Below are 24,188 nucleotides of genomic sequence, written 5' to 3' on the forward strand. Positions count from 1 at the left end.
GCAGGTCAGCCGCGGCGTTTCAGGCAGGACAGAAAGAAACCATCGCCGCCGTCTCCGGGCAGCCACTGGTGACGCGCGGCCTGCCGCCAGCCGGGATGCGCCGACAGGAAATCGGCCACGCGGTCGTCGTTTTCGCAGTTCAGGACGGAGCAGGTGACATAGGCCAGCGTCCCACCCTCCGCGACCATGGGGGCGGTGCGGTCGAGGATCGCGGACTGCACCTCGCAAAGGTGATCCAGCCCGTCGCGATCCAGCAGCCACTTGCCCTCGGGCGCGCGCCGCCAGGACCCGCTGCCGGAACAGGGCACGTCGCAGAGCACCAGGTCGAAGCGGCCCTCGGGGCGGGCCGTGACGGTCACGGGCACGCCGGCGCGGGCGGCACGGGGTTTCAGGTCGTTCAGGCGGGCGGGATTGGCGTCGTGTGCGGTGAAACCGGCACGGACGCGGCCCGCCATGGCCAGAGTCTTGCCGCCACCGCCGGCGCAGTAGTCCAGTACGCGCATGCCGTCCGCGAGCGGAAGCGCGGCGGTGACGGCCTGGGAGGCAGCGTCCTGAAGTTCGACCAGACCCTCGCGATAGGCGGCGGATCCGGCGATGCGGCGGGCCCCCTCCGTAACCTCTAGCGCGGTATCGGCAAGGGGGTGGGGAATGGCGACGATCCCCTCATCCGCCAGCGCGCGGGTCGCTGCGGCGGGGGAGGTGCGGCGCAGGTTGACGCGCAGGAACACCGGGGCGCGGCTGCGCTGCAGTTTCGCGGTTTCTGCCGCCCGGTCGCCAAGGGACGCCTGCCATTGCGGCCAGAGCCAGTCGGGGATGTCGCAGGCCTCCGCCTCCGTCATCGCGGCGCTAAGGGTGTCCGGCGCAGTGGCGGCACGTCCGGCTTCGGCGGCGGAAAGCGGCGCGGGCGCATGGCCCTGCCCGGTGAAGACCCCTGCCGGGTCCTGACCGGCGGCGATCAGCGCGCCCAGCATCAGCCCGCGCCCCGTTTCCGCCCCGCCGAGCGCGGCGTGGCTGCGGCGGCAGCGCAGGGCGTCAAAGACGTGGTCGCGGATCGTCGCACGGTCCCCCGACCCGGCAAACCGGCTGCGCCGTGCCCAGGCGGTCAGTGCCTTTTCCGCCGGTTCCCCGCCGAGGATCAGGTCGAGGATGTCGATTGCGGCGGCCACACGGGCTTCGGGGGTCATCGGCGTCTCCTTTCTCCCCGGATAACCGGCGGAAACGGCGAGGGAAAGGGCATGACGCCGGTAATCAGCCGGCGCGGATGGCGTCGAGCACAGGGCGAAGATGGGTCAGGAACCGCTCCGGGTCCTCCGACATCGGGAAATGGCCGAGACCGGGCATCACGGTCAGGCCGATGCCAAGCGTATCGGCCAGTTGCCGGCTGTCCGCGGGCGTGCAGGAATAGTCGTATTCCCCGGTGAGAAGATGGATCGGTACGGCGGAGGTGTCGATTTCGGCCAGTTCATCCCGCATGTCGCCGTCGAACTTGTAGAACCACAGGTCGCCCTTGAACACGCCCGGCCCGCCCTGCATGTAGTGCCACCTCGTTTCATCGCGGTGCTCCGCCGGACTGGTCGGCGACATCAGACCATAGGCCATTGCGCCGCAGAGCCGGCTGCCGTTCACGTCCGGCCGGTCCAGCCACGACGTGTCGTAATAAGGTTCGACATGGGCGGAGCTTTGCAGGCCGATGAGGGCGCGGAATGCCTCCGGGTGCCGGCGCGCGAGGTAAAGAACGATCCTTCCGCCAATCGAGCATCCCATGACGACCGGGCGATCCAGCTCCATCGCGGTGCAAAAAGTCATGATCTGGATGACGTAGTCTTCAGAGGTCAGGCGGTAGTCCTCATCCACCGTTCCGGCGGGGGGAGAGGACTTGCCGTGGCGCGGCATGTCAAAGGCCATGACCCGGAAATGGCGGGTTATTTCCGGGTCGTTCAGTACCGCGCGATATTGCCGCCCGTCGCTGCCGGCGGTGTGCAGGCAGACAAGCGGAATACCCGTTCCGGCTTCTTCCCAGTAGATGCGGTGCGGGGTGCCGTCGATCTCGATGTGGGCATACCGGCCGGTGACAGGTTCGATGTGCACGGTCATGCCGCCACCTGTTCCGGTCGGAGGGATTCCAGCAGCTTCTTGACGTAATACATGTTGGCCATGAGAGGATGCAGGTCGCCGTCAAAGGTGATCGCCCTGCGTCGCAGCAGGGCAATGATGTCGTGATGGCCGGGGCGCGGGACGGGGGCGAGGAAGGCCTGCCACTCGGTCTCCGGCGCGGTCAGCCGGGTCTGCCAGGAGGGCAGCAGGAAGGGGCCGGTTCGCACGGCGGTCACCGCGCCATTGCGGATCGTCACGGCATGGTCGGTCTCACCGCTTCTCAGCATCAGGTCCCAGTCCACTCCGGGGGCCAGGACGGCCAATGGCGTGCCGGCGGCGGCGGTGCGCGTCAGGGGCTGGAACATTTTGGTCTCCTCCTGCCCCGCGATGCTAGTGACACGTGGCCACGATGCAAGCGGGATTTTGGCATACCATATAGATAAGCATTGTCAGAAGTATCCATCGAACCTATGCATCGTTGAGCATTTGGCTTTTCCTTTCGTCTCCATACGGTATGGTAGACTTGGATCGTCCACAGGAAGACCCCACATGAGCGACCTCGACGCCCTGATCTCTCCCCGCCGTGTCGCGCTGGTCGGGGCCTCCGATACGGCGGGGCGGCTGACAGCGCGACCGCAGGCCTTTCTCGCCGCGAACGGCTTCAAGGGTGAGGTCGTGCCGGTCAATCCGCGCCGCGACACGGTGCAGGGACTGCCGGCAGCGAAATCGGTGGCGGAGGCCGGGGCGGTGGATCACGCCTACATCCTCCTTGACGCCGATCCGGCGCTGGAGGCTCTGGCCGACTGCGCGGCGGCCGGGGTGCGCGTGGTGTCGATGTTGGCGGACGGCTTTGCCGAGGCCGGGCCCGACGGCGCTGCCCGGCAGGCGCGCGCGACCGCCATCGCGCGGGAAGCCGGGATCAGGCTGATCGGACCCAATTCGACCGGGGTTGTGCACATGCCCTCGGGCTTCGTCTGCACGGCCAATGCCGCCTTCGCCGCGCGGGACATCGAAAGCGGCGGACTGAGCGTTCTGTCCCAGTCGGGCAGCATGATCGGCACCCTTGCCTCGCGCGGGGCGCCGCGGGGGATCGGGTTTGCCGCGTTGGTGTCGCTTGGGAACGAGGCGGCGACGGATGTCGGGACCCTCGGGTCGGTCCTGCTGGACGATCCGGCGACGCAGAGTTTTGCGCTGTTCCTTGAGACGTTGCGCGACCCGGCGGCGCTGGAACGGTTCGCCCGCGACGCCCACGCCCGTGGCAAGCCGGTGGTGGCCTATGTCATCGGCCAGTCGGACGAGGGGCGGGAGCTGGCGGTTTCCCATACCGGTGCGATTGCAGGGGCGAAGGGGGCGCTGTCGGCGCTCCTGCGTGACATCGGGATCGTCGAGGTGACGATGCTCGACGCGCTGCTGGAGACGCCGGGCGCGCTGGTACAGGCGGCGCTTCCCCCGGCCCGACCCAGGACAGCGACGGTGCTGACCACGACGGGCGGCGGCGGGGGCATGGTGCTGGACCGGATCAGCGCGGCGGGCGCGACGATTGCGGGCTGCGGGGCAAAGGCGCGTGCGGCGCTGGAGCCGCGGGGCGTGCCGCTCGGCTCCGGCAAGCTGATCGACGTGACGATGGCGGGGGCCAAGGCGGACGTGATGCAGGCGGTGGTCGCGGCGCTTCTGGCGGATCCGGAGACGGGGCTGCTGGTGGTGGCCCCCGGATCCTCCGCCCAGACCCGGCCCGACCTGACTGTGGAGCCACTGGTCGCCGCCCTGCGTGCCGCGCCCGAGGGCCACGCGCCGATGGTGGCGATGCCCCTGCCCCATGCGCCCGACGCGCTGCGGCTTCTGTCGGCCAGCGGCATCCCCGCCTTCGCCACACCGGAGTCGGTGGCGGAAGCCGTGGCCGCGATCCTTTCCCGCCCTGCCCCGGCAGAGCGGGACATGACGCCCCTGCCCGATGCCGTGACCGCGCTTCTGGATGCCGCACCGGACGGGGTGATGGACGAGGTCGCGGCGGGGGCGGTGTTCGACGCGCTCGGCATCCGCGGGCCGGCGCAGGTGGTGCTGCCTGTCGACGGGCGGGCGCGGGATATCCCGCTGCGCTTTCCGGTAGTGGCCAAGCTCGTCTCCTCCGCCCTGCCCCACAAGACGGAGGCCGGAGCGATCCGACTGAACCTGCCGGATACGGAGGCCGTTGCCAGCGCCGTGCAGGAGATGCTGGCACGGGTCGAGGTTCCGGTCTCCGGCGTTCTGGTGCAGGAAATGGCGCATGGGCTGGGCGAGGCGCTGATCGGCCTGACCCGCGACCCCTGCACCGGACCGATGGTGACGCTTGCCGCCGGGGGCGTTCTGGCAGAGGTGCTGGGCGACGCGGCCCTGCGTCCTGCTCCCGCGACCGCGGAGGCGGCGCGGGCGATGACGGAGGAGATACGCTCCTTCGCCCCGCTGCGTGGCTACCGGGGATATCCGACCGGCGATCTGGGCGCGCTGGCGAATGCGGTCGCCGCCCTGTCCCGGCTGGCGCTGCACCCCCGCGTACAGGAGGCCGAGATCAACCCGGCGCTGATCGGGGCCGACGGCGTGCTGCGTCTGGATGCGCTGGTGCGTCTCGGCCCGTCCGGGGACGGGGAACCGCATCGCCCGGCTTGACGCCGCCGAACGGCTCTGCCCCAATCCGGGCCAGCCAACACCGGAGACACCGATGCCAGCCATTCCCCGTATCGAAGCCTATGCCGACGACCTGACCGCGCTGCGCCGCGATTTCCACCAGCACCCGGAGATCGGGTTCGAGGAGGTCCGCACCGCCGGCATCGTGGCCGACCTTCTTGAAAGCTGGGGTGTCACCGTCACGCGCGGGATCGGGAGGACCGGGGTCGTCGGCGTTCTGGAAGGGCGCGGACCGGGGCGGAGCATCGGGCTGCGCGCCGACATGGACGCCCTGCCGATGGATGAACTGACGAACCTTCCCTATGCCTCCAGGACCGAAGGCGTATTCCATGGCTGCGGCCACGACGGCCACACGACCATGCTGCTTGGCGCGGCCCGCTATCTGGCAGAGACGCGGGACTTCGACGGGCGGGCGGTGTTCATCTTCCAGCCGGCCGAGGAAGGTCTGGGCGGCGCGCGGGCGATGATCGCGGAGGGTCTGTTCGAAAGGTTTCCGGTGGACGAGATCTACGGCCTCCACAACTCTCCCTACCATGCGCCCGGGGAGGTCCGGATCAAGCCGGGTGTCGCGATGGCGGGGGCGGAGTTTTTCGACATCGACATCCGCGGCAAGGGCAGCCACGGCGCGGCGCCGCACATGGGGCGCGATCCGGTGGTGATCGGGTCCGCTCTGGTCGGAGAGCTGCAGACCATCGTGTCGCGCAACATGGTGCCGACCCACGCCGCGGTGCTGTCGGTGACGCAGTTCCACGGCGGCAGCGCCTATAACGTCATCCCCGACACGGTGCGCCTGTCCGGCACGGTGCGCTATTTCGAACGCGCCGACAGGGATCTGGTGGCGGAACGGATGCAGATGCTCTGCGACGGGTTCGCGATGGCGCATGGCTGCGAGATCACGCTCGATATCCGCAACGTTTTCGACGTGCTGGTGAACGACGACGCGCGGTCGGAGAACCTGCTGGTCGCCGCCGCAGACGTGGTGGGTGCAGCGCATGTCGACAAGGGGACGGAGGCCGTCATGGGCAGCGAGGACATGGCCGACATGCTGGCCCTGGTGCCGGGGGCCTATTTCACGCTCGGCCATGCCGGAGAGGTGCCGCTGCACAATCCGGGCTTCGTCTTCGACGACTCCGTTCTGCCTATTGGCGCCAGCGTCTTTGCGCGGCTGGTGGAGCGGCGCGGGACGGCCTGAGGCGGCTCAGAGCGATTTCTTGATGAGCTTCTGCAGAACCCCGATGATGCCCTCGCGGAACAGCAGCACGCCGATCACGAAGATGCAGCCCTGGATGACCGTGACCCAGGCGCCGAGGTAGGCGAGGTAGTTCTGCATGGTTACCACGATGACCGCGCCCACGATCGGGCCGAGCACCGTGCCCATGCCGCCGAGCAGGGTCATCAGCACGACCTCACCCGACATGGTCCAGTGCACGTCGGTCAGGGAGGCGAGGTGGAACACCTGGCTCTTGGTCGCCCCGGCGAGGCCCGCGAAAGTGGCCGAGAGCACGAAGACCATCAGCTTGTAGCGGTTGACGTGGTAGCCAAGCGACACGGCACGCGGCTCGTTCTCGCGGATCGACTTCAGCACCTGGCCGAAGGGCGAATGGGTGATGCGGTAGATGAAGAGGATGCCTCCGAAGGTGATCGCGAGGACGACGAAGTAGAACGAGGTGTCGTCGCGCATCGGGATCAGGCCGAACAGATCCTGACGCGGGACGGACTGGATCCCATCCTCGCCGCCGGTGAACTTGGCCTGCAGAGCGAAGAAATAGACCATCTGCGCGAAGGCCAGCGTGACCATGGCAAAGTAGATGCCCTGCCTGCGGATCGCCAGCGACCCGATGGCAAGCCCCAGAACAGCGGCCGTCAGCGTGCCAAGCAGGATCGCGAGTTCCGGCGTCAGGCCCCAGACCTTGGCGGCATGGGCGCAGACATAGCTTGCCATGCCGAAGTAGGCGGCGTGACCGAAGCTCAGCAGCCCGCCGAAGCCGAGCAGCAGGTTGAAAGCGCAGGCGAAGAGCGCGAAGCACATCAGCTTCATGGCGAAGACGGGATAGACCATGAAGGGCAGAATCAGCAGGACGGCGAAGAGTCCGACGAAGATGATCTTGTGATGTGTCGGCATGCCCACGGTATGGGTCATGGCGGGCAGCGCGGCTTTGGGGGTCTCGGTGCTGGACATCAGGCGTTATTTCCAAACAGGCCTTCGGGTTTGATCATCAGCACGATGGCCATGATGACGAAGATGACGACGGCGGAGCCCTCGGGGTAGAAGACGCGGGTCAGGCCCTCGATCACGCCGAGGCCGAAGCCGGTGAGGATCGCCCCCATGATGGACCCCATGCCGCCGATGACCACCACGGCGAAGACGACGATGATCAGGTCCGCGCCCATGTTCGGGTTGACCGAATAGATCGGTGCGGCCAGCACCCCGGCGAATGCGGCGAGGCCGACGCCGAAGCCGTAGGTGAGGGTGATCATGCGCGGCACGTTGATGCCGAAGGCGCCGACGAGTTCCGGGTTTTCAGTTGCGGCGCGCAGGTAGGCGCCAAGCCGGGTGCGTTCGATCATGAACCAGGTGGAGAAGCATACGATGACGGAGGCGACGATGACCCAGCCCCGGTAGTTCGGCAGGAACATGAAGCCAAGGTTCTGGCCCCCCTGAAGCGCGGGCGGAATGGCGTAGGGAAGACCGCTGACGCCGTAGTAGTTGCGGAACAGCCCCTGGATGATGAGCGCGAGGCCGAAGGTCAGCAGCAGCCCGTAGAGGTGATCGAGCTTGTAGAGCCGCGATATCATGGTCCGTTCAAGGGCGATGCCGATTGCCCCGACCACGATCGGGGCGAGGATCAGCGCGGGCCAGTAGCCGATGCCGGTGTAGTTCAGCAGCATCCAGGCGACGAAGGCCCCCATCATGTACTGTGCGCCATGGGCGAAGTTGATGATGTTGAGCAGGCCGAAGATGACGGCCAGGCCAAGCGAGAGCACGGCATAGAAGGAGCCGTTGATCAGCCCGATCAGCAGCTGTCCCATCAGGACCTGCGGCGGTACGCCCAGTAGTTCGAACATGCGTCAGTCTCTCGGCTGGTGGAGCGGGCGCGGCAGCCGGTGCCGCCGCGCCCGGTTTCGGATCAGTTGGCGAGCGCGAAGGCGCAGCCGCCGTCTTCCATCGGCAGGAAGGCTTCCTCGCCCGGGATGGTGGCGACCAGTTTCAGCAGATCCCAGTCGTTCTCGGATTCGTCCGGGGTCTTCACTTCCATCAGGTACATGTCGTGGATGACGCGGCCGTCCTTGCGGATGTAGCCCTTTCCGAAGAGCGGATCGTCGGTCTCCATCTCCTTCATCTTGGCGACGATGGCTTCCGCGTCATCGCTGCCGACGGCCTCCACGGCCTTGAGGTAGTGCAGCGTGCCCGCGTAGACACCCGCCTGAACCATGGACGGCGGCGCGCCGGCCTCGGCCCGGAAACGTTCGGAGAAGGCGCGGGTGTCGTCGTTCATGTCCCAGTAGAAGGCGGTGGTCATCTGAAGACCCTGCGCCGTCTGGGTGCCGAGCGAATGCACGTTGTTGATGAACAGCAGCAGACCGGCCAGCTTCTGACCCGCCTGGACGATACCGAATTCCGCCGCCTGCTTGATGGAGTTCACGGTGTCCGCACCGGCGTTCGCCAGACCGATCACCTTCGCGCCCGAGGCCTGTGCCTGAAGCAGGAAGGAGGAGAAGTCGGTGCCCGGGAACGGATGCGCCACCGCGCCGAGGACCTGCCCGCCGTTGGCTTCGACAACCGCCTTGGTGTCCCGCTCAAGCGCGTGGCCGAAGGCGTAGTCCGCGGTCAGGAAGAACCAGGTGTCGCCGCCCGCTTCGGTCACGGCCTTGCCGGTACCGTTGGCGAGCGCCGCGGTGTCGTAGGTCCAGTGGATCGTGGTCGGCTGGCAGTTGCCACGGGTCAGGTCCGAAGTCGCCGCGCCGGAGTTGATGAAGACCTTCTTGAACTCGGCGGTCACGTCGGCCACGGCCAGCGCGGTGGACGAGGTCGGCACGTCGAGGATCGCATCCACGCCATCCTGGTCATACCACTGGCGCGCGATGTTGGACGCGATGTCCGGCTTGTTCTGATGGTCGGCGGAGATGATGTTGACGTTGATCCCCTTCCCGGCGGCGTCGAAATCTGCAACCGCCATCTGTGCGGCGATCACCGATCCCTTGCCCGACAGGTCGGCATAGACGCCGGACTGGTCGTTGAGCACGCCAAGCGTGATGTCGGTGGCCAGCGCCGGGGTCGCCAGAAGCGCCGATGCGGCCACGGTCGAAAGTGCAAACTTCCTGAGCATGTTGTTTTCCTCCCTTTGGACGCGGAGCATCCGCGCCCTTTTTCTGAACCGTCACACGCCGAGATAGGCGTGCAGCTTGTCGATATTGGCGTCGAGGTCGGCATTCGGGATCATGTCCACGACCCTGCCCTGTTCCACGACGTAATGCCGGTCCGCGACAGAGGCCGCGAAACGGAAATTCTGTTCCACCAAAATGATGGTGAAACCTTCGTCCTTGAGCGCCTGGATGGTGCGCCCGATCTGCTGAACGATGACGGGGGCGAGCCCCTCGGTCGGTTCGTCGAGCAGCAGGAAGCGCGACCCGGTGCGCAGGATGCGCGCGATGGCGAGCATCTGCTGTTCGCCGCCGGATAGCTTCGTGCCCTGGCTGCGGCGGCGTTCCTTCAGGTTGGGGAACAGGTCGTAGATGCGCTCGACCGTCAGCCCGCCTTCGGACAGCTTCGGCGGCAGGTGCAGGTTCTCCTCGACCGAGAGGGAGGAGAAGATGCCGCGTTCCTCGGGGCAGATCGCGATGCCAAGCCGGGCAATGTGCCGGGCCTGAAGGCCGATCGTTTCGGTGCCCTCAAGCTTCACGGAGCCCTTGCGCTTGCCCAGAAGGCCCATGATCGCCTTGATCGTGGTGGTCTTCCCGGCTCCGTTCCGCCCCAGGAGAGTGACGACCTCACCCCGCCTGACCTCGAAGTCGATGCCGTGCAGGACGTGGCTTTCGCCGTACCAGCCCTCGAGCCCCGATACGGTCAGCAGCGCCTCTCCGGTGGTGGCGGTTCTGGGCATCGTTGCCGCGTCAGTCATGGCCCGCTCCGATATAGGCGTCGATGACGGCGGGGGATTTGGACACGGTGGCATAGTCGCCTTCTGCCAGAACCTCGCCGCGCGCTAGCACAGTGATCCGGTCGGACAGGTTTGCAACCACCGACAGGTTGTGTTCCACCATCAGGATCGTGCGCCCCTCGCTGATGCGCTTGATGAGCGCCGAGATGCGTTCGACATCCTCCTGCCCCATGCCCGCCATTGGTTCGTCGAGCAGCAGCATCGCCGGTTCCAGCGCCAGCGTCGTCGCGATTTCCAGCGCGCGCTTGCGTCCGTAGGACAGTTCCGCCGCGCGGTGATTGAGGAATTCGCCGAGTCCGACGCTTTCCACGTAGCCGCGCGCTTCGTCGTCATACTGGGCCAGAACGACTTCCGACCGCCAGAAATCATAGCTGTCTCCGCGCCGACGCTGCATGGCGATGCGGACGTTTTCCAGCACGGTCAGGTCGTCAAACACGGCCGAAATCTGGAAGGAGCGCACAAGCCCGAGGCGTGCGATGTCGGCGGCAGACAGGGAGGTGATATCCTTGCCGTCGTAGGTGATCGTCCCACGGGTCGGCTGGAGAAACTTGGTCAGCAGGTTGAAACAGGTGGTCTTGCCGGCGCCGTTCGGTCCGATAAGGGCATGGATCGTGCCGCGCTCGACCGTCAGATCGACGTTGTTCACGGCCACGAAGCCCTTGAACTCCTTCGTCAGACCCGAGGCCTGAAGCATCGCGGTCATGCGGTCACCCGCCGATCGTTTCGCTTAGTCTGTCCGGTATTCAATCGGTGACCTCCCCCAGGCCGAAAATCATACTAAGAAGTATGTTTCAGCGGACGTTATGCATCCGCATTTAACATGTCAACTCATTGCATATTTGATTGCAGCTAGGACGTTTAGTTGAAAGTCCAGCATGTGAAAACATGGGTTTGCACGAAATTGCACCGACCGGCCGGACCGGCGGCACCCCTCATCCCGCTGCGAGTGCAGCCGGCGGGCCGACACTATCGCGACGGATGAATTCCACCTCGATCAGGTCGGAAGGACCGGTGCGGGTGCCGGTCTCGATCATGTCCAGCAGCAGTTCCGCCGCGCGCACGCCGATCAGCGTCCGCGGCTGCCGGATCGTGGTCAGTGCGGGGCTGAGGTGCTGGGCGATCTCGATATTGTCGAACCCGACGACGGAGAGGTCTCCGGGCACGGAAACCCCCGCCCTCTGCACCGCGCCCATGAAGCCGACCGCCATCTCGTCGGAAGCGAGGAACAGGGCCGTCGGACGCTCCGCCAGCGCGAGCCACTGGCGGGCGGCGGCGGCCCCGGAGTCCATGCTGAAATCGCCCTCCAGCACCCAGTCGTCGCGCAGCGGCAGGCCCATGGAGGCAAGGCCCTCGCGGAAGCCGTCCAGCCGGGATTCCGTCAGCACGTTGCCGCGCGGGCCGGTTACGTGGCCGATCGCCCGATGCCCGAGCCGCGCCAGATGCGCCACTGCCGTCGCCGCGCCGCGCCCGTTCTCGACGCGAACGGAGGGAAGGTCGCCCCCCATCCATTCGCAGGCCATGACGACGGGCGGGCGGCCCGGTGTCGCCAGCACTTCGGGAGAGAGCGACCCGTCGAGCAAGACCAGACCGTCGGCCTGCCCCGAGGTCAGATAGTCGCCAAGCAGCTGGTCCGGATCGGGGCCGGACTGGGTGTCGGCGATCAGCATGCCATATTGCGCCGGCGTCAGCACCGACGCCAGCCCGGCGAGGATCTGGGAAAAGAACGGGTTGGCGATGTTGGGCAGCAGCACGATGATCGACCCGGTGCGCTGGCGGCGCAGGTTGGAGGCGGTGGCGTTGACGCGATACCCGGTCTCGGCAACCGCGCTCAGCACGGCCTCCCGAGTCGTCGCGGCAACAACGGAGGGCTTGGACAGCGTCCGGCTGACGGTGGCGGTCGATACCCCCGCCACCCTGGCAACATCCTGAATCGTGGCGGTTTTCCGGTCCATTCCTGCCTCTCCTGCGGGATGTACCATGGCCTGAAAGAAAGATCTTGTAAACGATTTCATTCTTTGTCACGCTGGATTGCAAACGATTACATATACAATGTGTGCCGATACCGGGCGGAGGGTGCCGGCGCACCGGGAGGATGACGTGAAGACGATCAAGGGCCCTGCCCTCTTCCTTGCGCAGTTCGCGGGGGACGCGGCGCCGTTCGATAGCTGGGACGGGATCACCGCCTGGGCGGCGGGGCTGGGCTATCGCGGCGTGCAGGTGCCAAGCTGGGACAAGCGGCTGATCGACCTCGACCGCGCGGCGGACAGCAAGGGGTATGCGGAGGACTGGGCCGGTCAGGCGCGCGAGAACGGCGTCGAGGTGACAGAACTGTCCTGCCATCTTCAGGGGCAGCTGGTCGCGGTCCATCCGGCCTATGATGCGGCCTTCGACGGGTTTGCCGATGCGTCTGTCCGAGGCAACCCGGCGGCGCGGCAGCAATGGGCCGTGGCGCAGGTGGAAAAGGCGATCCGGGCTTCGGCCAACCTCGGCCTCACCGCCCTGCCGACGTTTTCCGGTGCGCTGGCCTGGCCCTATCTCTACCCCTGGCCGCAGCGTCCCGCCGGGCTGGTGGAAACCGCTTTCGACGAACTGGCAAAACGCTGGCTTCCGCTGCTGGACATGGCCGACGCGCATGGCATCGACCTGTGCTACGAAATCCATCCGGGAGAGGACCTGCACGACGGCGTGAGCTACGAGATGTTCCTCGACCGGGTGAACGGGCACGCGCGGGCGAAGATGCTCTACGATCCGAGCCATTACGTCCTGCAATGCCTGGATTACCTCGACAATCTCGACATCTATGCCGAACGCATCGGGGCCTTCCACGTCAAGGATGCGGAGTTCAATCCGACCGGGCGGCAAGGCGTTTACGGCGGGTTCCAGTCCTGGGTGGACCGGGCGGGCCGGTTCCGGTCCCTCGGCGACGGGCAGGTGGATTTCAAGGCGGTGTTCGCCAAGCTTGCGGCGATGGATTTCGATGGCTGGGCGGTGGTCGAATGGGAATGCGCGCTCAAGCACCCCGAGGACGGGGCGCGGGAGGGGGCGCAGTTCGTCAAGGATCACATCATCCGGGTGACGCCGCATGCGTTCGACGACTTTGCCGACGGCGGGGCGGATGATGCGGCGAACCGCAAGATGCTGGGGCTGACATGAGCCGCTTTGCCGACAGGACGGGCCCGATCCGGCTTGGCATGGTCGGCGGCGGCCAGGGGGCGATGATCGGCGCGGTGCACCGGATCGCGGCGCGGCTCGACGGGGAATTTACTCTGGTGGCGGGGGCGCTGTCCTCGACCCCGGAAAAGGCCGGGGCCTCGGCCAGCGCCGTCGGGCTGCCGCCCGACCGCGCCTATGCCGACTATGCGGAAATGGCCAAGCGCGAGGCGCGGCTGAAGGACGGGATCGAAGCGGTGGCCGTCGTCACGCCGAACCACCTGCACCTGCCGGTAGCGCGGGAATTCCTGAAGCGCGGCATCCATGTGATCTGCGACAAGCCGCTGACCGGAACACTGGCGGACGCGAAGAAACTGGCGGCTGCGGCGGAGAAGTCGGAGGCGCTGTTCTTCCTGACCCACAACTACACCGGCTATCCGCTGGTGCGCGAGGCCCGTGCGCGCGTGGCCCGGGGCGATCTGGGCGACATCCGTCTGGTTCAGGTCGAATACGCGCAGGACTGGCTGGCCGAGGCCCCTGCCCCGGACAACAAGCAGGCAGACTGGCGGACCGACCCGGCCCGTGCGGGCCTTGGCGGGGCCACCGGGGACATCGGCACCCATGCCTGGAACCTGATGCGGTTCGTGACGGGGCTGGAAGTGGAGGCGCTGGCGGCGGAGCTGACCAGCTTCGTTCCCGGCCGGGCGCTGGACGACAATGCCCATGTGATGCTGCGTTTCCGGGGCGGCGCGAAAGGGATGCTCTGGTGTTCGCAGGTCGCCGCCGGAGAGGAGAATGCGCTGAGCCTCCGTATCTACGGCACGAAGGCGGGGATCGAATGGCGGCAGGAAGATCCAAACCGTCTGCTCGTCACCCCCCTGGGTGGCACAACGGAAATCGTGACCCGTGCCTCTGTGGCGACCACCGAGGGATCGCGCCGCCTGACGCGGGTGCCCCCCGGCCATCCGGAGGGGTTTCTGGAGGCCTTCGCCAATCTTTACGGAGAGGCGGCGGAGGCGATCCGGGCCGCCCGCACCGGCGCGGCGCTGCCCGAGGGCGTCACATGGCCCTCCGCCGCCGACGGGCTGGAAGGCGTCGCGTTTGTCGAGGCCTGTGTTCGGTCGTCCCGGCGCAATGCCGCATGGGTGAGCCTATGATGGCCGCGCTTGAAGCCCGCGGCGTGACACGGTCCTTCGGCCCGATCCGGGTGCTGCACGGGGTCGATTTCTCGCTGATCCCCGGTGAGGTGCATGCGCTGATCGGGGAAAACGGCGCCGGCAAATCGACGACGATGAAGATCCTCGGCGGGTATCTTTCTCCGACCGAAGGCGCGCTTCTGCTGGACGGCCAGCCGGTCAGTTTCGCCGACCAGCGGCAGGCCGAGGACGCCGGGATCCTGATGATCCATCAGGAATTCAACCTCGCCCTGCAACTGACGGTGGAAGAGAACATCTTCCTCGGCCGGGAAAAGCGGCGCGGCCCGTTCCTCGACCAGAAGGCGATGCGGGCAGAGGCGCGCGACCTGCTCTCCCGTCTTGACTGCCATGTCGATCCGCGCACCCCGATCCGCGACCTCTCCGTTCCCAACCGCCAGATGGTGGAGATCGCCCGCGCCCTTGGCCGCAAGGCCCGCGTTCTGATCATGGACGAACCGACTGCCGTGCTGACCGGACGCGAAACCGACGTGCTGCTGGAGCAGATCGCGCGGCTGAAGGCGCAGGGGACGGCGATCCTCTACACCTCGCACAAGCTGGACGAGATCGCGCGCATCTCCGACCGGGTCACCGTGCTGCGCGACGGGGCGCATATCGTGACCCGCACGGCCGAGGGGTTCAGCGAACATGCCATGGCCGAAGCGATGGTGGGCCGCGACCTGACGGACCTCTATCCCGCGAAGTCACAGGCACAGGACGACGTGGTGCTCGAGGTCGAGGGGCTGACGGTGCCGGGCCGCGTGCGCGATGCATCGTTCACGCTCAGGCGCGGCGAGGTGCTGGGGTTTGCCGGGCTGGTCGGCGCGGGCCGGACGGAACTGATGGAAGGCATCGCCGGACTGCGGCCTGCCACCGGGACCGTGCGCGTGAACGGCAAGACGATCCGACTGGGATCCGTGCTGGCCGCGCGCGAGGCGGGGCTGGTGTACCTGACCGAGGATCGCAAGGAAAAGGGCCTGCTGCTTGGCAAGTCGCTGACCGAAAACCTGACGCTGCTGGCGCTGGACCGGTTCGGGCGGCTCTCCATCGACAAGCGGGCGGAGGACGCGGCGCTGACGCAGGCGATCGCGGATTTCGACATCCGCGTGAAGGACCGCGCCATGGTCGCGGGCAGCCTGTCGGGCGGAAACCAGCAGAAGCTGCTGCTGGCGAAGACCATGCTGGCAGAGCCGCAGATCGTCATCATCGACGAACCGACCCGCGGCATCGATATCGGCACCAAGCAGCAGATCTATACTTTCATCGCCGCGCTGGCGGCCGAGGGGAAGAGCGTGATCGTCGTCTCCTCCGAACTGCCCGAGGTGATCGGCCTGTCGACCCGCGTGGTCGTGATGGGCCGGGGACATATCGCCGGAGAACTGACGGGCGATCAGATCACCGAAGACGCCATCCTGCGCCGTGCCATGGGCGTGAAAGAAATGACCGGAGCCGAGGCATGACCGATACCGCCGCCCCCGCCGCAAGACCGCGCCGCCGCCTGCCGCTGCATGCGCTTGGCCCGCTGCTGGCCCTGATCGCGCTGATCATCCTTGGCGCATCGCTGAATTCCAACTTCCTGAGCGCTGGCAACGTGACCAACGTGCTGGCCCGGTCGGCCTTCATCGGCATCATCGCGGTCGGCATGACCTTCGTCATCACCGCCGGGGGGATCGACCTGTCGGTCGGCTCCATGGCGGCCTTTGTGGCCGGGGTAATGATCATGGCGATGAACGCGATGATCCCGGCGCTTGGAATCGGGGTGCCGCTGATCCTCGCCGGGATGCTGGTGGCGCTGGCGGCGGGGCTGGCCGCCGGGCTGGTCAACGGGTTCCTGATATCCAAGGTCGGGATCGAGGCCTTCATCGTCACGCTCGGCTCCATGGGCATCTACCGGTCGCTCACCACATGGCTGGCGGACGGGGGCACGCTGTCGCTCGACTACGAGGCGCGGACCTTCTACCGACCCGTCTACTACGACGGTCTGTTCGGCATCGCCTGGCCGATCATCGTCTTTGCGCTGGTCGCGATCCTCGGGGAACTGGCGATGCGCAAGACCCCCTTCGGCCGACACTGCGCGGCGCTTGGTGCCAACGAACAGGTGGCGAAGTATTCCGCCGTCAAGGTCGACAGGGTGCGCATGGCCACCTACGTGCTGCTTGGCGGGCTCGTCGGGCTCGCGACGATCATGTATGTGCCGCGCCTCGGCTCCGCCTCCGGGTCCACCGGGGTGCTGTGGGAGCTTGAGGCGATCGCCGCCGTCATCATCGGGGGCACCGTGCTCAAGGGCGGGTCGGGCCGGGTCTGGGGCACCGTGGTCGGCGTCCTGATCCTGAGCCTGATCGACAACATCCTGAACCTCGCCTCGATCGTGTCGCCGTATCTTAACGGCGCGATCCAGGGCGTCATCGTCATCCTGGCTGTGGTCTTGCAGCGGGAAGGAAAGTCCGCCGACTGAGCGGCAAACTGGTCCGCCGCACAGGCGGCTTATTGGGAGGAAATCCATATGAAACGCAGAGACATCTTCAAGGGCACCGCACTCGCCCTCGTGCTGGCGGCGACGCCGGCCTTCGCGCAGGACACCAAGGTGATCGGGGTCGCGATCCCCTCGGCCACGCATGGCTTCATGGGCGGGCTGAACTACCACGCCCAGGCCGCCATCGAACGGCTCGAGGCGACTTACCCCTCGCTCGACTTCGTGCTGGCGACCGCCGGGGACGCGGGCAAGATGGTCAACGACATCGAGGACATGGTGGCGACGCGCAACATCTCCGCCCTCGTCGTGCTGCCGTTCGAATCCGAACCGCTGACCGCTCCGGTGCAGGCGGTGAAGGACGCGGGCATCTGGGTCACGGTCGTGGACCGCGGCCTCTCGGTCGAGGGGATCGAGGACCTGTACGTCGCGGGTGACAACACCGGTTTCGGCCGCGTGGCGGGTGAATACTTCGCCGAGGCCCTGAAGGAAGGCGACAACATCGTGGTCCTGCGCGGGATCCCGACAACGCTCGACAACGAACGGGTGGACGCCTTTACCGCAGCCATCGACGGGACGGGGATCAACGTGCTGGACATGCAGCACGGCAACTGGAACCGCGACGACGCGTTCAACGTGATGCAGGACTTCCTGTCCAAGTACGACGACATCGACGCGGTCTGGGCGGCGGATGACGACATGGCGACCGGCGCTCTCGAGGCGATCAGCCAGGCGGGCCGCGATGGTGAGATGTGGGTGGTCGGCGGTGCCGGCATGAAGCAGATCATCAAGCGGATGATGGACGGCGACCCGATGCTGCCCGTCAACGTGACCTACCCGCCCGCGCAGATCGCCACGGCAATCGAACTGACGGCGCTTGGCCAGGTCTCCCCCACGCCGGTGTCGGGGCGCTTTATCATCGGCAGCCAGCGTATCACGCCGGAGAACGCGGAACAGTTCTACTTCCCCGACAGCCCGTTCTGACTATATCGAGGCTGACAGGACGGCCCGGCGTTCCGCGCCGGGCCGTCCGCATTTCTGGCTGAACGGAGAGCTCCATGACCCGTCTCGTGGCCGATATCGGCGGCACCAACACCCGGCTGGCCCTGGCCGAGGGCGGCGCGGTGATCGCCGATACGCAGCGGCGCTTTGCCAACGACGACTTCCCGGAATTTGCGGCGGTGGTCGCGGCCTATGTCTCCGACACCACGCCCGGCCCGCTGGCTGAAATCGTGGCCGCGCTTGCCGGTCCCACCACGCCGCGCTCGGGCCGCCTGACCAACCGGGACTGGGTGCTTGACGCCGACGCGCTGGCAACGCGGTTCGGGGCCGGCCGGGCGCTGCTGTTCAACGACCTCACCGCCCTTGGCCAGGCCGTGCCGACGCTTGGCGCCGATGGCGTCCTGACCGTTCATGAGGGACCTGTCCCGGCGGGCGCGGATCAGGCGCTGGTGGCGGGAATCGGCACCGGGTGCAACGTCTGCCAGGTGCTGCTGCGCCCCTCCGGTGCCGTCTGCACACGGGCGGAGTTCGGCCATGTCACCCTGCCCTCCTCCGTCGCCGGGCTGCTGCGCGCGCGGTTCGGCGACACGGCAGGATTCACGACGGTGGAGGACTGCTTTTCCGGCCGCGGCCACGCGGTGCTGGCAAAGCGCGGGACGGACAATATCTTCTTCGCCGGTCTCGTCGGTGCCCTGGCCCGCGATCTGCGGATGGCCTTCGTGCCGGACGCGGGTCTCTACCTGGCCGGCAGCGTGGCGCGGGCGGTGCTGGAGGGCGGCGGGACCGCCGCCTTCCGCACGGAATATACGGCGGCCACGCAGGTCGATCTGCCACCGCCGCCGGTGCGGATCATCCGCGACGACATGGCGGCGCTGCGCGGCTGTGCACGGGTCGTTCTGGACTGACCCGGCGCCGCGCAAGCCTTCAACGGAATTCGATGTTCACCGTGAAGCTGCGCTGCGCCCCGGCGGGCGGCTTCGGAAAAGGTGCGGCGCGGCGGATCATCGTGGCGGCGGCCTGGTCCATCTGCGCCGAACCCGATGAGCGGGCAACAGACACGCCGGACAATCCGCCGGAGGGCGCGATGGCAAAGGACATGCGCACCACTCCGCGCCGGTTCATCGAGGGCTTGCGGATCCGGGCAAGATGCCGGTTGACCAGCCCCGGGTAGTTTGAGGCCGCTGCATTGCCTGCCTGCTTGCCCGCGTTGCCGGACCCCGACCGTGTATCCGCCATCCTGGCCGATCCCTGCGCCGAACCGGCGCGGGCGTTCTGGTTGCTGTTGCCCTTCTTCGGCGCGGCGTCGGGCGCCTTTTTCTGCGCGGTCTTCTGCACGGGCTTGGGGGGCGCGGCCTTCTGCACCGGCGTTTCCATCGCCGGGTCGCGCAGGACCGGACGTTTGGAGATCTGAGGCACGGCGCTGTCCGGATTGATCGCGGCAATCGTGTCATCGGGCACGACCGGGCGCGCGGCCTCCGGTTCCGTCCGCTGCGGCGCGGCAGGTTCAGCATCTGCGGAAAGCGTCTCGGGCGGTGCGGAGCGCAGGGCCAGCATGCCGTCGGGCGTTTCGGGGGCGAGCGCGGCAAGCGTGTCGGCCTCCGGCGTGGCGTCAGCCTCGCTGACCGGCGGCAGGGGGATGGCCGTGTCGGGCGTTACGGGCTCCGCCTGCGCCAATTCATCGGGGGCGGGTTCAGGTTCGGCGGCGGTCAGAACCTCCGGCTCGGGTTCGGCGGTCAGTGTTTCCGGCTCCGCCTCCGTCACGGTTTCCGTGGGCCGGTCTGGTTCCGTCACCTCTTCGGTCACGTCCTCCGGCTCTTCCGCCGTCAGTGTGCCCGCGGCCATGTCGGCAAAGCTCGACCCGATCTGCGCGGCCTGCGTCCCGCCGCCTTCGACCTGCACCGGTTCGTCCCGGATCAGCGCGACGGCCAGGGCGGCGTGAAGCGCCACGGCCCCGGCCAGGGCCACCAGTTTCAGCGGACGGGAGGTCGCAATCATTCCAGCCCCCGTTCGGTCACGATAACCACACGTCCGGCCCCGGCGGCGCGCAGGTCGCGGGCGATGGCCACCAGCCGATCCGCCGGAAGGTCCCTGTCCGGGACGAGCCGCACCTTGCCATCCTCCGCCGCATTGGCCGCCAGCCAGGCGGCGGCGGAACCGACGTCTTCCCCCCGGTAGGCCAGCCGCCCGTCCGGATGCACCACCAGCGCATCGGGCGGGGGCACGGTGTCGATGTCGGCGGTCTTCACCAGTGTCAGCGCGGGATCGAGGGGCGGCGCCAGCGCGCCCGCGACCATGAAGAAGACCAGCATCAGGAAGACGATGTTGATCAGCGCGATGGTCGGTTCGCGCCCGCTTTTCGTGCGCGCGCGTCTCACCGTGCGGTCCCCAGCACGGACGGTGCGATGCCCGGAATTCCCCTGAGCGCAACCAGAAGATCGGTGAGCCGCTGCGCGGTGACATCGGTCGCGAGGGCGACGATCACGGGGCGCGGGCGGTCGGCATCGGCCTCGGGCTCCAGCGCGCCGCGCAGGTCGGTGAGCGCCAGCCCCTGCCCGTTCAGGCTCAGCTCCCCGGGCGAGAGGCGCAGGAACAGCGGCGGGCGGTCGGAAGCCGCGCCTGCCGACGATCCAGCCGCCATCAGGTCCAGTTCGGAGAACCGCGAGAAGGTGGAGGAGAGCATGAAGAACAGCAGCAGCAGGAAAATCACGTCGATGAGCGAGGTCATCGACATCCGGCTGGCCCGGCGGGCCCTACGCATGGACCGGCGCGGCCCCGGGCGCAGGCGCCTCTGCCACACCAAGCGGGCGGAGCGAGGCCTGGATCGCCCGGCCTGCAATGACCCGTTCGGCGTCCATCCGGCCTTCGAACCAGTTCAGCACGACGGATGTGGGCATGGCCACGACCAGACCGACCGCCGTGGTCAGCAGCGCCACCCAGATACCGCCCGCGAGTACCGACGGATCGACCTGGGAGCCCGCGTCCTGAAGCGCCTGGAATGCCTCGATCATGCCGAGAACGGTGCCGAAAAGGCCGAGCAGCGGCGCCAGTTGCGCCACGCTGTCAAGGTAGCGCAGGCCACGTTCCAGCCGGGCAAAGCGGGTCTCCGCCTCTGCCTCCAGCCGGGGGCCGTCGTCCGGGCCGGCGGCGAAGGCCATGCCGATCACCGGGGCAAGGTAGCTGGTCGACCGGTCCAGCGCCGCGCGCGCCGTGGTCCGGTCGCCCGCGTCCCAGGCCTGCACCGCCGCGCTCAGTTCGACATGCCGCCCGACGCCGGAGGAGGAGAACTGCCAGAGCTTGTAGAGCACCACCGCCAGCGTCACCACCGACACGGCGATCAGGATCATCACGACGGGGCCGCCGGTTTCGGCGATGCGGGTCAGCGCGTCGAACATGTCGGTCATCCCGTCACCTCGATGTCGGTACGCGTGGCAAGGGTCAGGTTGGTCGTGCAGGCCCCCTCCCCGCCGCCGTCACAGGTGTCGGCACCGTTGAACAGGACCTGTCCAATGCCCTCGCAGGCGGTGCCGGGGATGACGAACTGGCGCACCCTGGGCCGTCCGGAGGGCAGCGCGCCGAAGTCGAACAGAGTCAGCCGGGAGACCTGCCCCGCTGAATCGAAGATCACCGTTTCGAACACCGCCTTGGCGATGTCTCCGGGGTGCGCATTGGTCACGACGAAGGACAGTTTGCAGCCCTGCTCCTGCTGTTGCGCAGCGTTCAGTTCGACGGTCAGGCGTGCATCGGTGGCGGGATCAGCCGACTGGGCCTGTGACTGGGCCCGCACCGCCCCGGTTCCGGCAAGCGACAGGAAGATCAGGGCCAGCAGCGTCTTGCGTTCCATCATGTCCTGTTCCTTCCGTCGGCTTGTCATGGCTTCGGAACGGCGGAGCCGGGGCCCCGGCTCGCGTCCCTGACCAGACGGATAGCCGGGCGCCAAAGGGAGGTCAACAGAATACCTTATGATTTAACTCGGATTAGTGTTGTGCGCCCTGGCGTTGCCTTTTCCCGTGATGGCGCGGGCCTAAGACGTGTTCCTCCGGACGCCGGTGATGCGGTCGTGCATGACCACCATCAGTCGCACCAGCACCAGTTTGGCCAGCATCGCCACGGCCATGCCCGCGACGGTCCAGAAGGCGTCCAGCCGGATCAATCCCCATGCCATCGCCAGCGCGCCGAGTGCGGACAGGACCGTGAGCGCGTGGCAGGCGGCGACCAGCCGGGGCGGCAGGGGGTGGGCGGCACGGTCCAGCCAGATCCGCTCGCCCAGAACGCCGCGCGTCATCCAGGACGACCGATCGCGTGGCGGCGGGAACACGCGCGGGTTCAGCCAGACCCAGGCCAGCGTCAGGGCCAGCGGCAGCAGCGCACCCCAGCCCAGCCAGACCCGGCTCCAGAGGCTCAGCGCCAGCAGCGGCAGAATGGTCAGCCGTGACCAGCCGCTCCACGGATTGGCGTGGCGGGCCCAGACCTCGTCAGACATGGACATCAGGCGTTCGGACCATGCGGCGAAGGTCATCGGCACCTCCCATCGCGGGCGTGACCGGGCCTCGCCCACGACTACCCGCCATGGCAAAGTTGTAGCGTCGCGGCCATCCGCGATCAATCCGCGCGGCCCCCGTTGACCGGGTTAGGCGGCTGCGAACCGGAAGACACGCAGATCGCCCTTCCGGTCGATCCGTCCGGCACGTCCGACCAGTGCATCGCCAGAGATCATCTCCGCGATGGTCGCGGTATCGTCGGGCGGGACGAGCGCCAGCGTGCGCATCCCGTCCGGCAGGCGGGCCACGATGACGCCGCGCAGGAGCGCCCCGTCGCGGTCGTAGTGCACCGTCCAGCTTTCCACGCTCACCGGGCCGGTGTGACTGTCCGACACGCCGGGGGGCGGGCCGCGCAGGGCGTCGGCATCGGCCTGCACGTCGAAATCCTGCGGGAACACCGCGTCCGCGAGCGGCGCGCCGGACAGCAGAATGGCATGGTTGGTCGTCACGATACCGCCGTTTCCGTAGACCAATCCCTTCGTTCCGGTCCCGCGCAGCCGGTCTGTCATGCAGACGATCGCGTGACCCATGTAGTTCGCGACAGGCGCGCCGCCGAAGGTCAGACCGCCAAAGACGGTGACGGGCCGGTCCTCGGGCCAGCCGATGATACGGCGCGCCATCTTGGGTACGCAGGGAAAACAGGAGTAGAGCTCTACATGCGCCAGATCCGCGGCGGTGACGGCATTGCGGGCCAGCGTCGCCGTCAAAACAGCCTGCATGGAGGGCGAGCGGGTGTAGCCTTCGCGATCGAGCAGTTCGGCGGGCTCTTTCGCCGCCGCGCCGAGGCCGACATGCACCGTACGGCTGTCCGGGAGGCCACGGCGGCGGGCCTCGGCCAGCGAGGTCACGATGAACCCGGCCCCCTGATTGACGGAGGCATTGGCGACCATGAACTTCGTATAGGGATGGGCAATCGGACGGTTGGCGGGGGACGGGGTGACGATCTCCTCCGCATCCGGAGCGCTGCGGATCCAGGCGCCTTCGGTGTCGGCGGCGACCTTCGCCATGCGCGACCAGATCGCGCCGGTTTCGCCCTGCCCCGCGGCGAGCGTCTGGCCCCAGGCTTCGCGGGTGGCGTTTTCGTAAAGGGGGTACATGTCGGTCGGCGCGTTCAGACCATGTGCGGCGCGAAACGGATTGGCAAGCCGCTTGGGAGAGCCGCGCAGGATGTCGCCGGGGCGCTTGCCGGGGTCCCCGGCGCGGGCGCGGGCGGCAGAGGTGCGCAGGGACTCGCCACCCACGATGGCGGCGATGCGGATCTCACCCGCACCGATGCGGTTGGCGGCCTCGTTCAGAAGGCGGACAGGGCTGTCGCCATGGGGCATGTCGGTTGTCTCGGTCCTTGCCCGCGTCGCGCCAAGCCGGGCGGCGAGGTCGTCGGCGATGGTTGTCAGGTCGGGACAGGAGATCTGGTCGACCGTCGCCAGCGTGTCCAGGTCGGACAGCCAGCCGCCGCCCGCATCCGCGTCGGCGCGGCGCAGCGCCGCCTCCATCAGGCCAAGACTGTCGAGCCCGTCCTGCCAGTGGTCCGGCCGGTCGGCGATCTGCCCGACGCCGACGATGACGGGAATGCGCTCCGGGTCCCTCATGCCGCCGCCCGCGCCGCGGCGACCTCTGCCGGGTCCAGTTCCATGGCGAGGAAGACGGAGCTCAGCGATTTGCCATGCGCATCCAGTGCCAGCGACCGGGTCACGCCCCCCGCCAGCGCGTTCTTCATGACGAAGTTCATGGCCGAGAGGCCAGGCAGGTCATGGCGGGTCACCTCCGTCACGCCGAGGGCGGCGAAATGGGCCTTCACCCGGTCCGGCGTGATGAGCGTGCGCAGGGCGACATAGTCGGCGGGGTCGTAGGCGATCAGCGAAAGGCTGGAGGTGTTGCCCTTGTCCCCGGCGCGGGAATGGGCGAGGTCGCGCAGGATCAT

Annotated in this window: 25 protein-coding genes; 8 read left to right on the forward strand and 17 right to left on the reverse strand. The window is 67.7% G+C overall.

Going from position 1 to position 24,188, the window contains the following annotated elements:
- Positions 1–5 precede the first annotated feature (5 nt).
- The 3 genes from IEV87_RS07310 to IEV87_RS07320 all read right to left on the reverse strand — a co-directional run bounded on the left by IEV87_RS07310 (position 6) and on the right by IEV87_RS07320 (position 2,459).
- Positions 6–1,184 carry an RsmB/NOP family class I SAM-dependent RNA methyltransferase gene (locus IEV87_RS07310; protein WP_188476991.1) on the reverse strand — a complete coding sequence of 393 codons (1,179 nt, stop codon included), beginning with the start codon at positions 1,182–1,184 and terminating at the stop codon, positions 6–8.
- A gap of 64 nt (positions 1,185–1,248) precedes the next feature.
- The gene (locus IEV87_RS07315) at positions 1,249–2,094 is read right to left on the reverse strand and encodes an alpha/beta fold hydrolase (RefSeq protein ID WP_188476992.1); all 846 of its coding nucleotides are present in this window, start codon (positions 2,092–2,094) and stop codon (positions 1,249–1,251) included.
- Entirely contained in the window at positions 2,091–2,459 is a 369-nt protein-coding gene (locus tag IEV87_RS07320; protein ID WP_188476993.1) for a hypothetical protein, read from the reverse strand. The genes IEV87_RS07315 and IEV87_RS07320 overlap by 4 nt, the downstream gene beginning before the upstream one ends.
- 184 nt (positions 2,460–2,643) lie before the next feature.
- On the opposite strand from IEV87_RS07320, the gene IEV87_RS07325 reads away from it, so the two are divergent.
- A complete protein-coding gene (locus IEV87_RS07325; RefSeq protein WP_188476994.1) occupies positions 2,644–4,737 on the forward strand; it encodes an acetate--CoA ligase family protein in 2,094 nt (697 codons plus the stop codon).
- Between the two features lie 52 nt (positions 4,738–4,789).
- Entirely contained in the window at positions 4,790–5,947 is a 1,158-nt protein-coding gene (locus tag IEV87_RS07330) for a M20 aminoacylase family protein (protein WP_188476995.1), read from the forward strand.
- Positions 5,948–5,953: 6 nt separating this feature from the next.
- On the opposite strand, the gene IEV87_RS07335 is transcribed toward IEV87_RS07330, so the two are convergent.
- The 6 genes from IEV87_RS07335 to IEV87_RS07360 form a co-directional block, all read right to left on the reverse strand.
- Positions 5,954–6,934, reverse strand: a complete 981-nt coding sequence (locus IEV87_RS07335; protein ID WP_188476996.1) for a branched-chain amino acid ABC transporter permease — start codon at positions 6,932–6,934, stop codon at positions 5,954–5,956.
- Complete coding sequence (locus tag IEV87_RS07340; protein WP_188476997.1) at positions 6,934–7,821, reverse strand: branched-chain amino acid ABC transporter permease; 888 nt, start codon at positions 7,819–7,821, stop codon at positions 6,934–6,936. The genes IEV87_RS07335 and IEV87_RS07340 overlap by 1 nt, the downstream gene beginning before the upstream one ends.
- Before the next feature lie 62 nt (positions 7,822–7,883).
- Positions 7,884–9,083, reverse strand: a complete 1,200-nt coding sequence (locus IEV87_RS07345) for an ABC transporter substrate-binding protein (protein ID WP_188476998.1) — start codon at positions 9,081–9,083, stop codon at positions 7,884–7,886.
- Positions 9,084–9,134: 51 nt separating this feature from the next.
- A complete protein-coding gene (locus IEV87_RS07350; RefSeq protein WP_188476999.1) occupies positions 9,135–9,875 on the reverse strand; it encodes an ABC transporter ATP-binding protein in 741 nt (246 codons plus the stop codon).
- Positions 9,868–10,617, reverse strand: a complete 750-nt coding sequence (locus IEV87_RS07355) for an ABC transporter ATP-binding protein (protein ID WP_188477000.1) — start codon at positions 10,615–10,617, stop codon at positions 9,868–9,870. The genes IEV87_RS07350 and IEV87_RS07355 overlap by 8 nt, the downstream gene beginning before the upstream one ends.
- Positions 10,618–10,846: 229 nt before the next feature.
- Positions 10,847–11,866, reverse strand: coding sequence for a LacI family DNA-binding transcriptional regulator (locus tag IEV87_RS07360; RefSeq protein WP_188477001.1), 1,020 nt, complete (start codon positions 11,864–11,866; stop codon positions 10,847–10,849).
- 145 nt (positions 11,867–12,011) lie between these two features.
- Between IEV87_RS07360 and IEV87_RS07365 the strand changes: the two genes are divergently transcribed.
- From IEV87_RS07365 to IEV87_RS07390, 6 genes are all read left to right on the forward strand, one after another.
- Entirely contained in the window at positions 12,012–13,067 is a 1,056-nt protein-coding gene (locus IEV87_RS07365; RefSeq protein ID WP_188477002.1) for a sugar phosphate isomerase/epimerase family protein, read from the forward strand.
- Positions 13,064–14,221: a Gfo/Idh/MocA family protein gene (locus IEV87_RS07370; protein ID WP_188477003.1), complete on the forward strand. Its 1,158-nt coding sequence runs from the start codon at positions 13,064–13,066 to the stop codon at positions 14,219–14,221. Before IEV87_RS07365 ends, IEV87_RS07370 begins: the two co-directional genes overlap by 4 nt.
- On the forward strand, positions 14,206–15,717 hold the full coding sequence (locus IEV87_RS07375; protein ID WP_188477004.1) for a sugar ABC transporter ATP-binding protein: 1,512 nt from the start codon (positions 14,206–14,208) through the stop codon (positions 15,715–15,717). The genes IEV87_RS07370 and IEV87_RS07375 overlap by 16 nt, the downstream gene beginning before the upstream one ends.
- Entirely contained in the window at positions 15,714–16,712 is a 999-nt protein-coding gene (locus tag IEV87_RS07380) for an ABC transporter permease (RefSeq protein WP_188477005.1), read from the forward strand. Before IEV87_RS07375 ends, IEV87_RS07380 begins: the two co-directional genes overlap by 4 nt.
- Positions 16,713–16,760: 48 nt before the next feature.
- The gene (locus IEV87_RS07385; protein ID WP_188477006.1) at positions 16,761–17,711 is read left to right on the forward strand and encodes an ABC transporter substrate-binding protein; all 951 of its coding nucleotides are present in this window, start codon (positions 16,761–16,763) and stop codon (positions 17,709–17,711) included.
- A gap of 74 nt (positions 17,712–17,785) precedes the next feature.
- A complete protein-coding gene (locus IEV87_RS07390) occupies positions 17,786–18,634 on the forward strand; it encodes a glucokinase (protein WP_188477007.1) in 849 nt (282 codons plus the stop codon).
- 19 nt (positions 18,635–18,653) lie between these two features.
- Here the strand turns inward: IEV87_RS07390 and IEV87_RS07395 are convergent, their stop codons facing one another.
- From IEV87_RS07395 to IEV87_RS07430, 8 genes are all read right to left on the reverse strand, one after another.
- On the reverse strand, positions 18,654–19,724 hold the full coding sequence (locus IEV87_RS07395; protein ID WP_188477008.1) for an energy transducer TonB family protein: 1,071 nt from the start codon (positions 19,722–19,724) through the stop codon (positions 18,654–18,656).
- Complete coding sequence (locus IEV87_RS07400; protein WP_188477009.1) at positions 19,721–20,104, reverse strand: ExbD/TolR family protein; 384 nt, start codon at positions 20,102–20,104, stop codon at positions 19,721–19,723. The genes IEV87_RS07395 and IEV87_RS07400 overlap by 4 nt, the downstream gene beginning before the upstream one ends.
- Positions 20,101–20,487: a biopolymer transporter ExbD gene (locus tag IEV87_RS07405; RefSeq protein ID WP_188477010.1), complete on the reverse strand. Its 387-nt coding sequence runs from the start codon at positions 20,485–20,487 to the stop codon at positions 20,101–20,103. Before IEV87_RS07405 ends, IEV87_RS07400 begins: the two co-directional genes overlap by 4 nt.
- Positions 20,480–21,130 carry a MotA/TolQ/ExbB proton channel family protein gene (locus IEV87_RS07410; RefSeq protein WP_188477011.1) on the reverse strand — a complete coding sequence of 217 codons (651 nt, stop codon included), beginning with the start codon at positions 21,128–21,130 and terminating at the stop codon, positions 20,480–20,482. The genes IEV87_RS07405 and IEV87_RS07410 overlap by 8 nt, the downstream gene beginning before the upstream one ends.
- Complete coding sequence (locus IEV87_RS07415) at positions 21,127–21,573, reverse strand: hypothetical protein (RefSeq protein WP_229737464.1); 447 nt, start codon at positions 21,571–21,573, stop codon at positions 21,127–21,129. Before IEV87_RS07415 ends, IEV87_RS07410 begins: the two co-directional genes overlap by 4 nt.
- A 177-nt stretch (positions 21,574–21,750) precedes the next feature.
- Positions 21,751–22,245 (reverse strand): DUF6653 family protein, encoded by a 495-nt coding sequence (locus IEV87_RS07420; protein ID WP_188477012.1) that lies wholly within the window; start codon positions 22,243–22,245, stop codon positions 21,751–21,753.
- A gap of 111 nt (positions 22,246–22,356) precedes the next feature.
- Positions 22,357–23,856: an acetyl-CoA acetyltransferase gene (locus IEV87_RS07425; protein WP_188477013.1), complete on the reverse strand. Its 1,500-nt coding sequence runs from the start codon at positions 23,854–23,856 to the stop codon at positions 22,357–22,359.
- Positions 23,853–24,188 carry an AtuA-related protein gene (locus IEV87_RS07430; protein WP_188477014.1) on the reverse strand — a complete coding sequence of 112 codons (336 nt, stop codon included), beginning with the start codon at positions 24,186–24,188 and terminating at the stop codon, positions 23,853–23,855. Before IEV87_RS07430 ends, IEV87_RS07425 begins: the two co-directional genes overlap by 4 nt.

It is taken from the genome of Primorskyibacter flagellatus (assembly GCF_014638275.1).
Taxonomy (GTDB): domain Bacteria; phylum Pseudomonadota; class Alphaproteobacteria; order Rhodobacterales; family Rhodobacteraceae; genus Pseudooceanicola; species Pseudooceanicola flagellatus_A.

What these genes read in the sequence shown, in the direction of transcription:
- IEV87_RS07310 (WP_188476991.1), bottom strand. Translation starts at nt 1,184, where the DNA reads ATGACCCCCGAAGCCCGTGTGGCCGCCGCAATCGACATCCTCGACCTG.
- IEV87_RS07315 (WP_188476992.1), bottom strand. Translation starts at nt 2,094, where the DNA reads ATGACCGTGCACATCGAACCTGTCACCGGCCGGTATGCCCACATCGAG.
- IEV87_RS07320 (WP_188476993.1), bottom strand. Translation starts at nt 2,459, where the DNA reads ATGTTCCAGCCCCTGACGCGCACCGCCGCCGCCGGCACGCCATTGGCC.
- IEV87_RS07325 (WP_188476994.1), top strand. Translation starts at nt 2,644, where the DNA reads ATGAGCGACCTCGACGCCCTGATCTCTCCCCGCCGTGTCGCGCTGGTC.
- IEV87_RS07330 (WP_188476995.1), top strand. Translation starts at nt 4,790, where the DNA reads ATGCCAGCCATTCCCCGTATCGAAGCCTATGCCGACGACCTGACCGCG.
- IEV87_RS07335 (WP_188476996.1), bottom strand. Translation starts at nt 6,934, where the DNA reads ATGTCCAGCACCGAGACCCCCAAAGCCGCGCTGCCCGCCATGACCCAT.
- IEV87_RS07340 (WP_188476997.1), bottom strand. Translation starts at nt 7,821, where the DNA reads ATGTTCGAACTACTGGGCGTACCGCCGCAGGTCCTGATGGGACAGCTG.
- IEV87_RS07345 (WP_188476998.1), bottom strand. Translation starts at nt 9,083, where the DNA reads ATGCTCAGGAAGTTTGCACTTTCGACCGTGGCCGCATCGGCGCTTCTG.
- IEV87_RS07350 (WP_188476999.1), bottom strand. Translation starts at nt 9,875, where the DNA reads ATGACTGACGCGGCAACGATGCCCAGAACCGCCACCACCGGAGAGGCG.
- IEV87_RS07355 (WP_188477000.1), bottom strand. Translation starts at nt 10,617, where the DNA reads ATGACCGCGATGCTTCAGGCCTCGGGTCTGACGAAGGAGTTCAAGGGC.
- IEV87_RS07360 (WP_188477001.1), bottom strand. Translation starts at nt 11,866, where the DNA reads ATGGACCGGAAAACCGCCACGATTCAGGATGTTGCCAGGGTGGCGGGG.
- IEV87_RS07370 (WP_188477003.1), top strand. Translation starts at nt 13,064, where the DNA reads ATGAGCCGCTTTGCCGACAGGACGGGCCCGATCCGGCTTGGCATGGTC.
- IEV87_RS07375 (WP_188477004.1), top strand. Translation starts at nt 14,206, where the DNA reads ATGGGTGAGCCTATGATGGCCGCGCTTGAAGCCCGCGGCGTGACACGG.
- IEV87_RS07380 (WP_188477005.1), top strand. Translation starts at nt 15,714, where the DNA reads ATGACCGATACCGCCGCCCCCGCCGCAAGACCGCGCCGCCGCCTGCCG.
- IEV87_RS07385 (WP_188477006.1), top strand. Translation starts at nt 16,761, where the DNA reads ATGAAACGCAGAGACATCTTCAAGGGCACCGCACTCGCCCTCGTGCTG.
- IEV87_RS07390 (WP_188477007.1), top strand. Translation starts at nt 17,786, where the DNA reads ATGACCCGTCTCGTGGCCGATATCGGCGGCACCAACACCCGGCTGGCC.
- IEV87_RS07395 (WP_188477008.1), bottom strand. Translation starts at nt 19,724, where the DNA reads ATGATTGCGACCTCCCGTCCGCTGAAACTGGTGGCCCTGGCCGGGGCC.
- IEV87_RS07405 (WP_188477010.1), bottom strand. Translation starts at nt 20,487, where the DNA reads ATGCGTAGGGCCCGCCGGGCCAGCCGGATGTCGATGACCTCGCTCATC.
- IEV87_RS07410 (WP_188477011.1), bottom strand. Translation starts at nt 21,130, where the DNA reads ATGACCGACATGTTCGACGCGCTGACCCGCATCGCCGAAACCGGCGGC.
- IEV87_RS07415 (WP_229737464.1), bottom strand. Translation starts at nt 21,573, where the DNA reads ATGATGGAACGCAAGACGCTGCTGGCCCTGATCTTCCTGTCGCTTGCC.
- IEV87_RS07420 (WP_188477012.1), bottom strand. Translation starts at nt 22,245, where the DNA reads ATGACCTTCGCCGCATGGTCCGAACGCCTGATGTCCATGTCTGACGAG.
- IEV87_RS07425 (WP_188477013.1), bottom strand. Translation starts at nt 23,856, where the DNA reads ATGAGGGACCCGGAGCGCATTCCCGTCATCGTCGGCGTCGGGCAGATC.
- IEV87_RS07430 (WP_188477014.1), bottom strand. Translation starts at nt 24,188, where the DNA reads ATGATCCTGCGCGACCTCGCCCATTCCCGCGCCGGGGACAAGGGCAAC.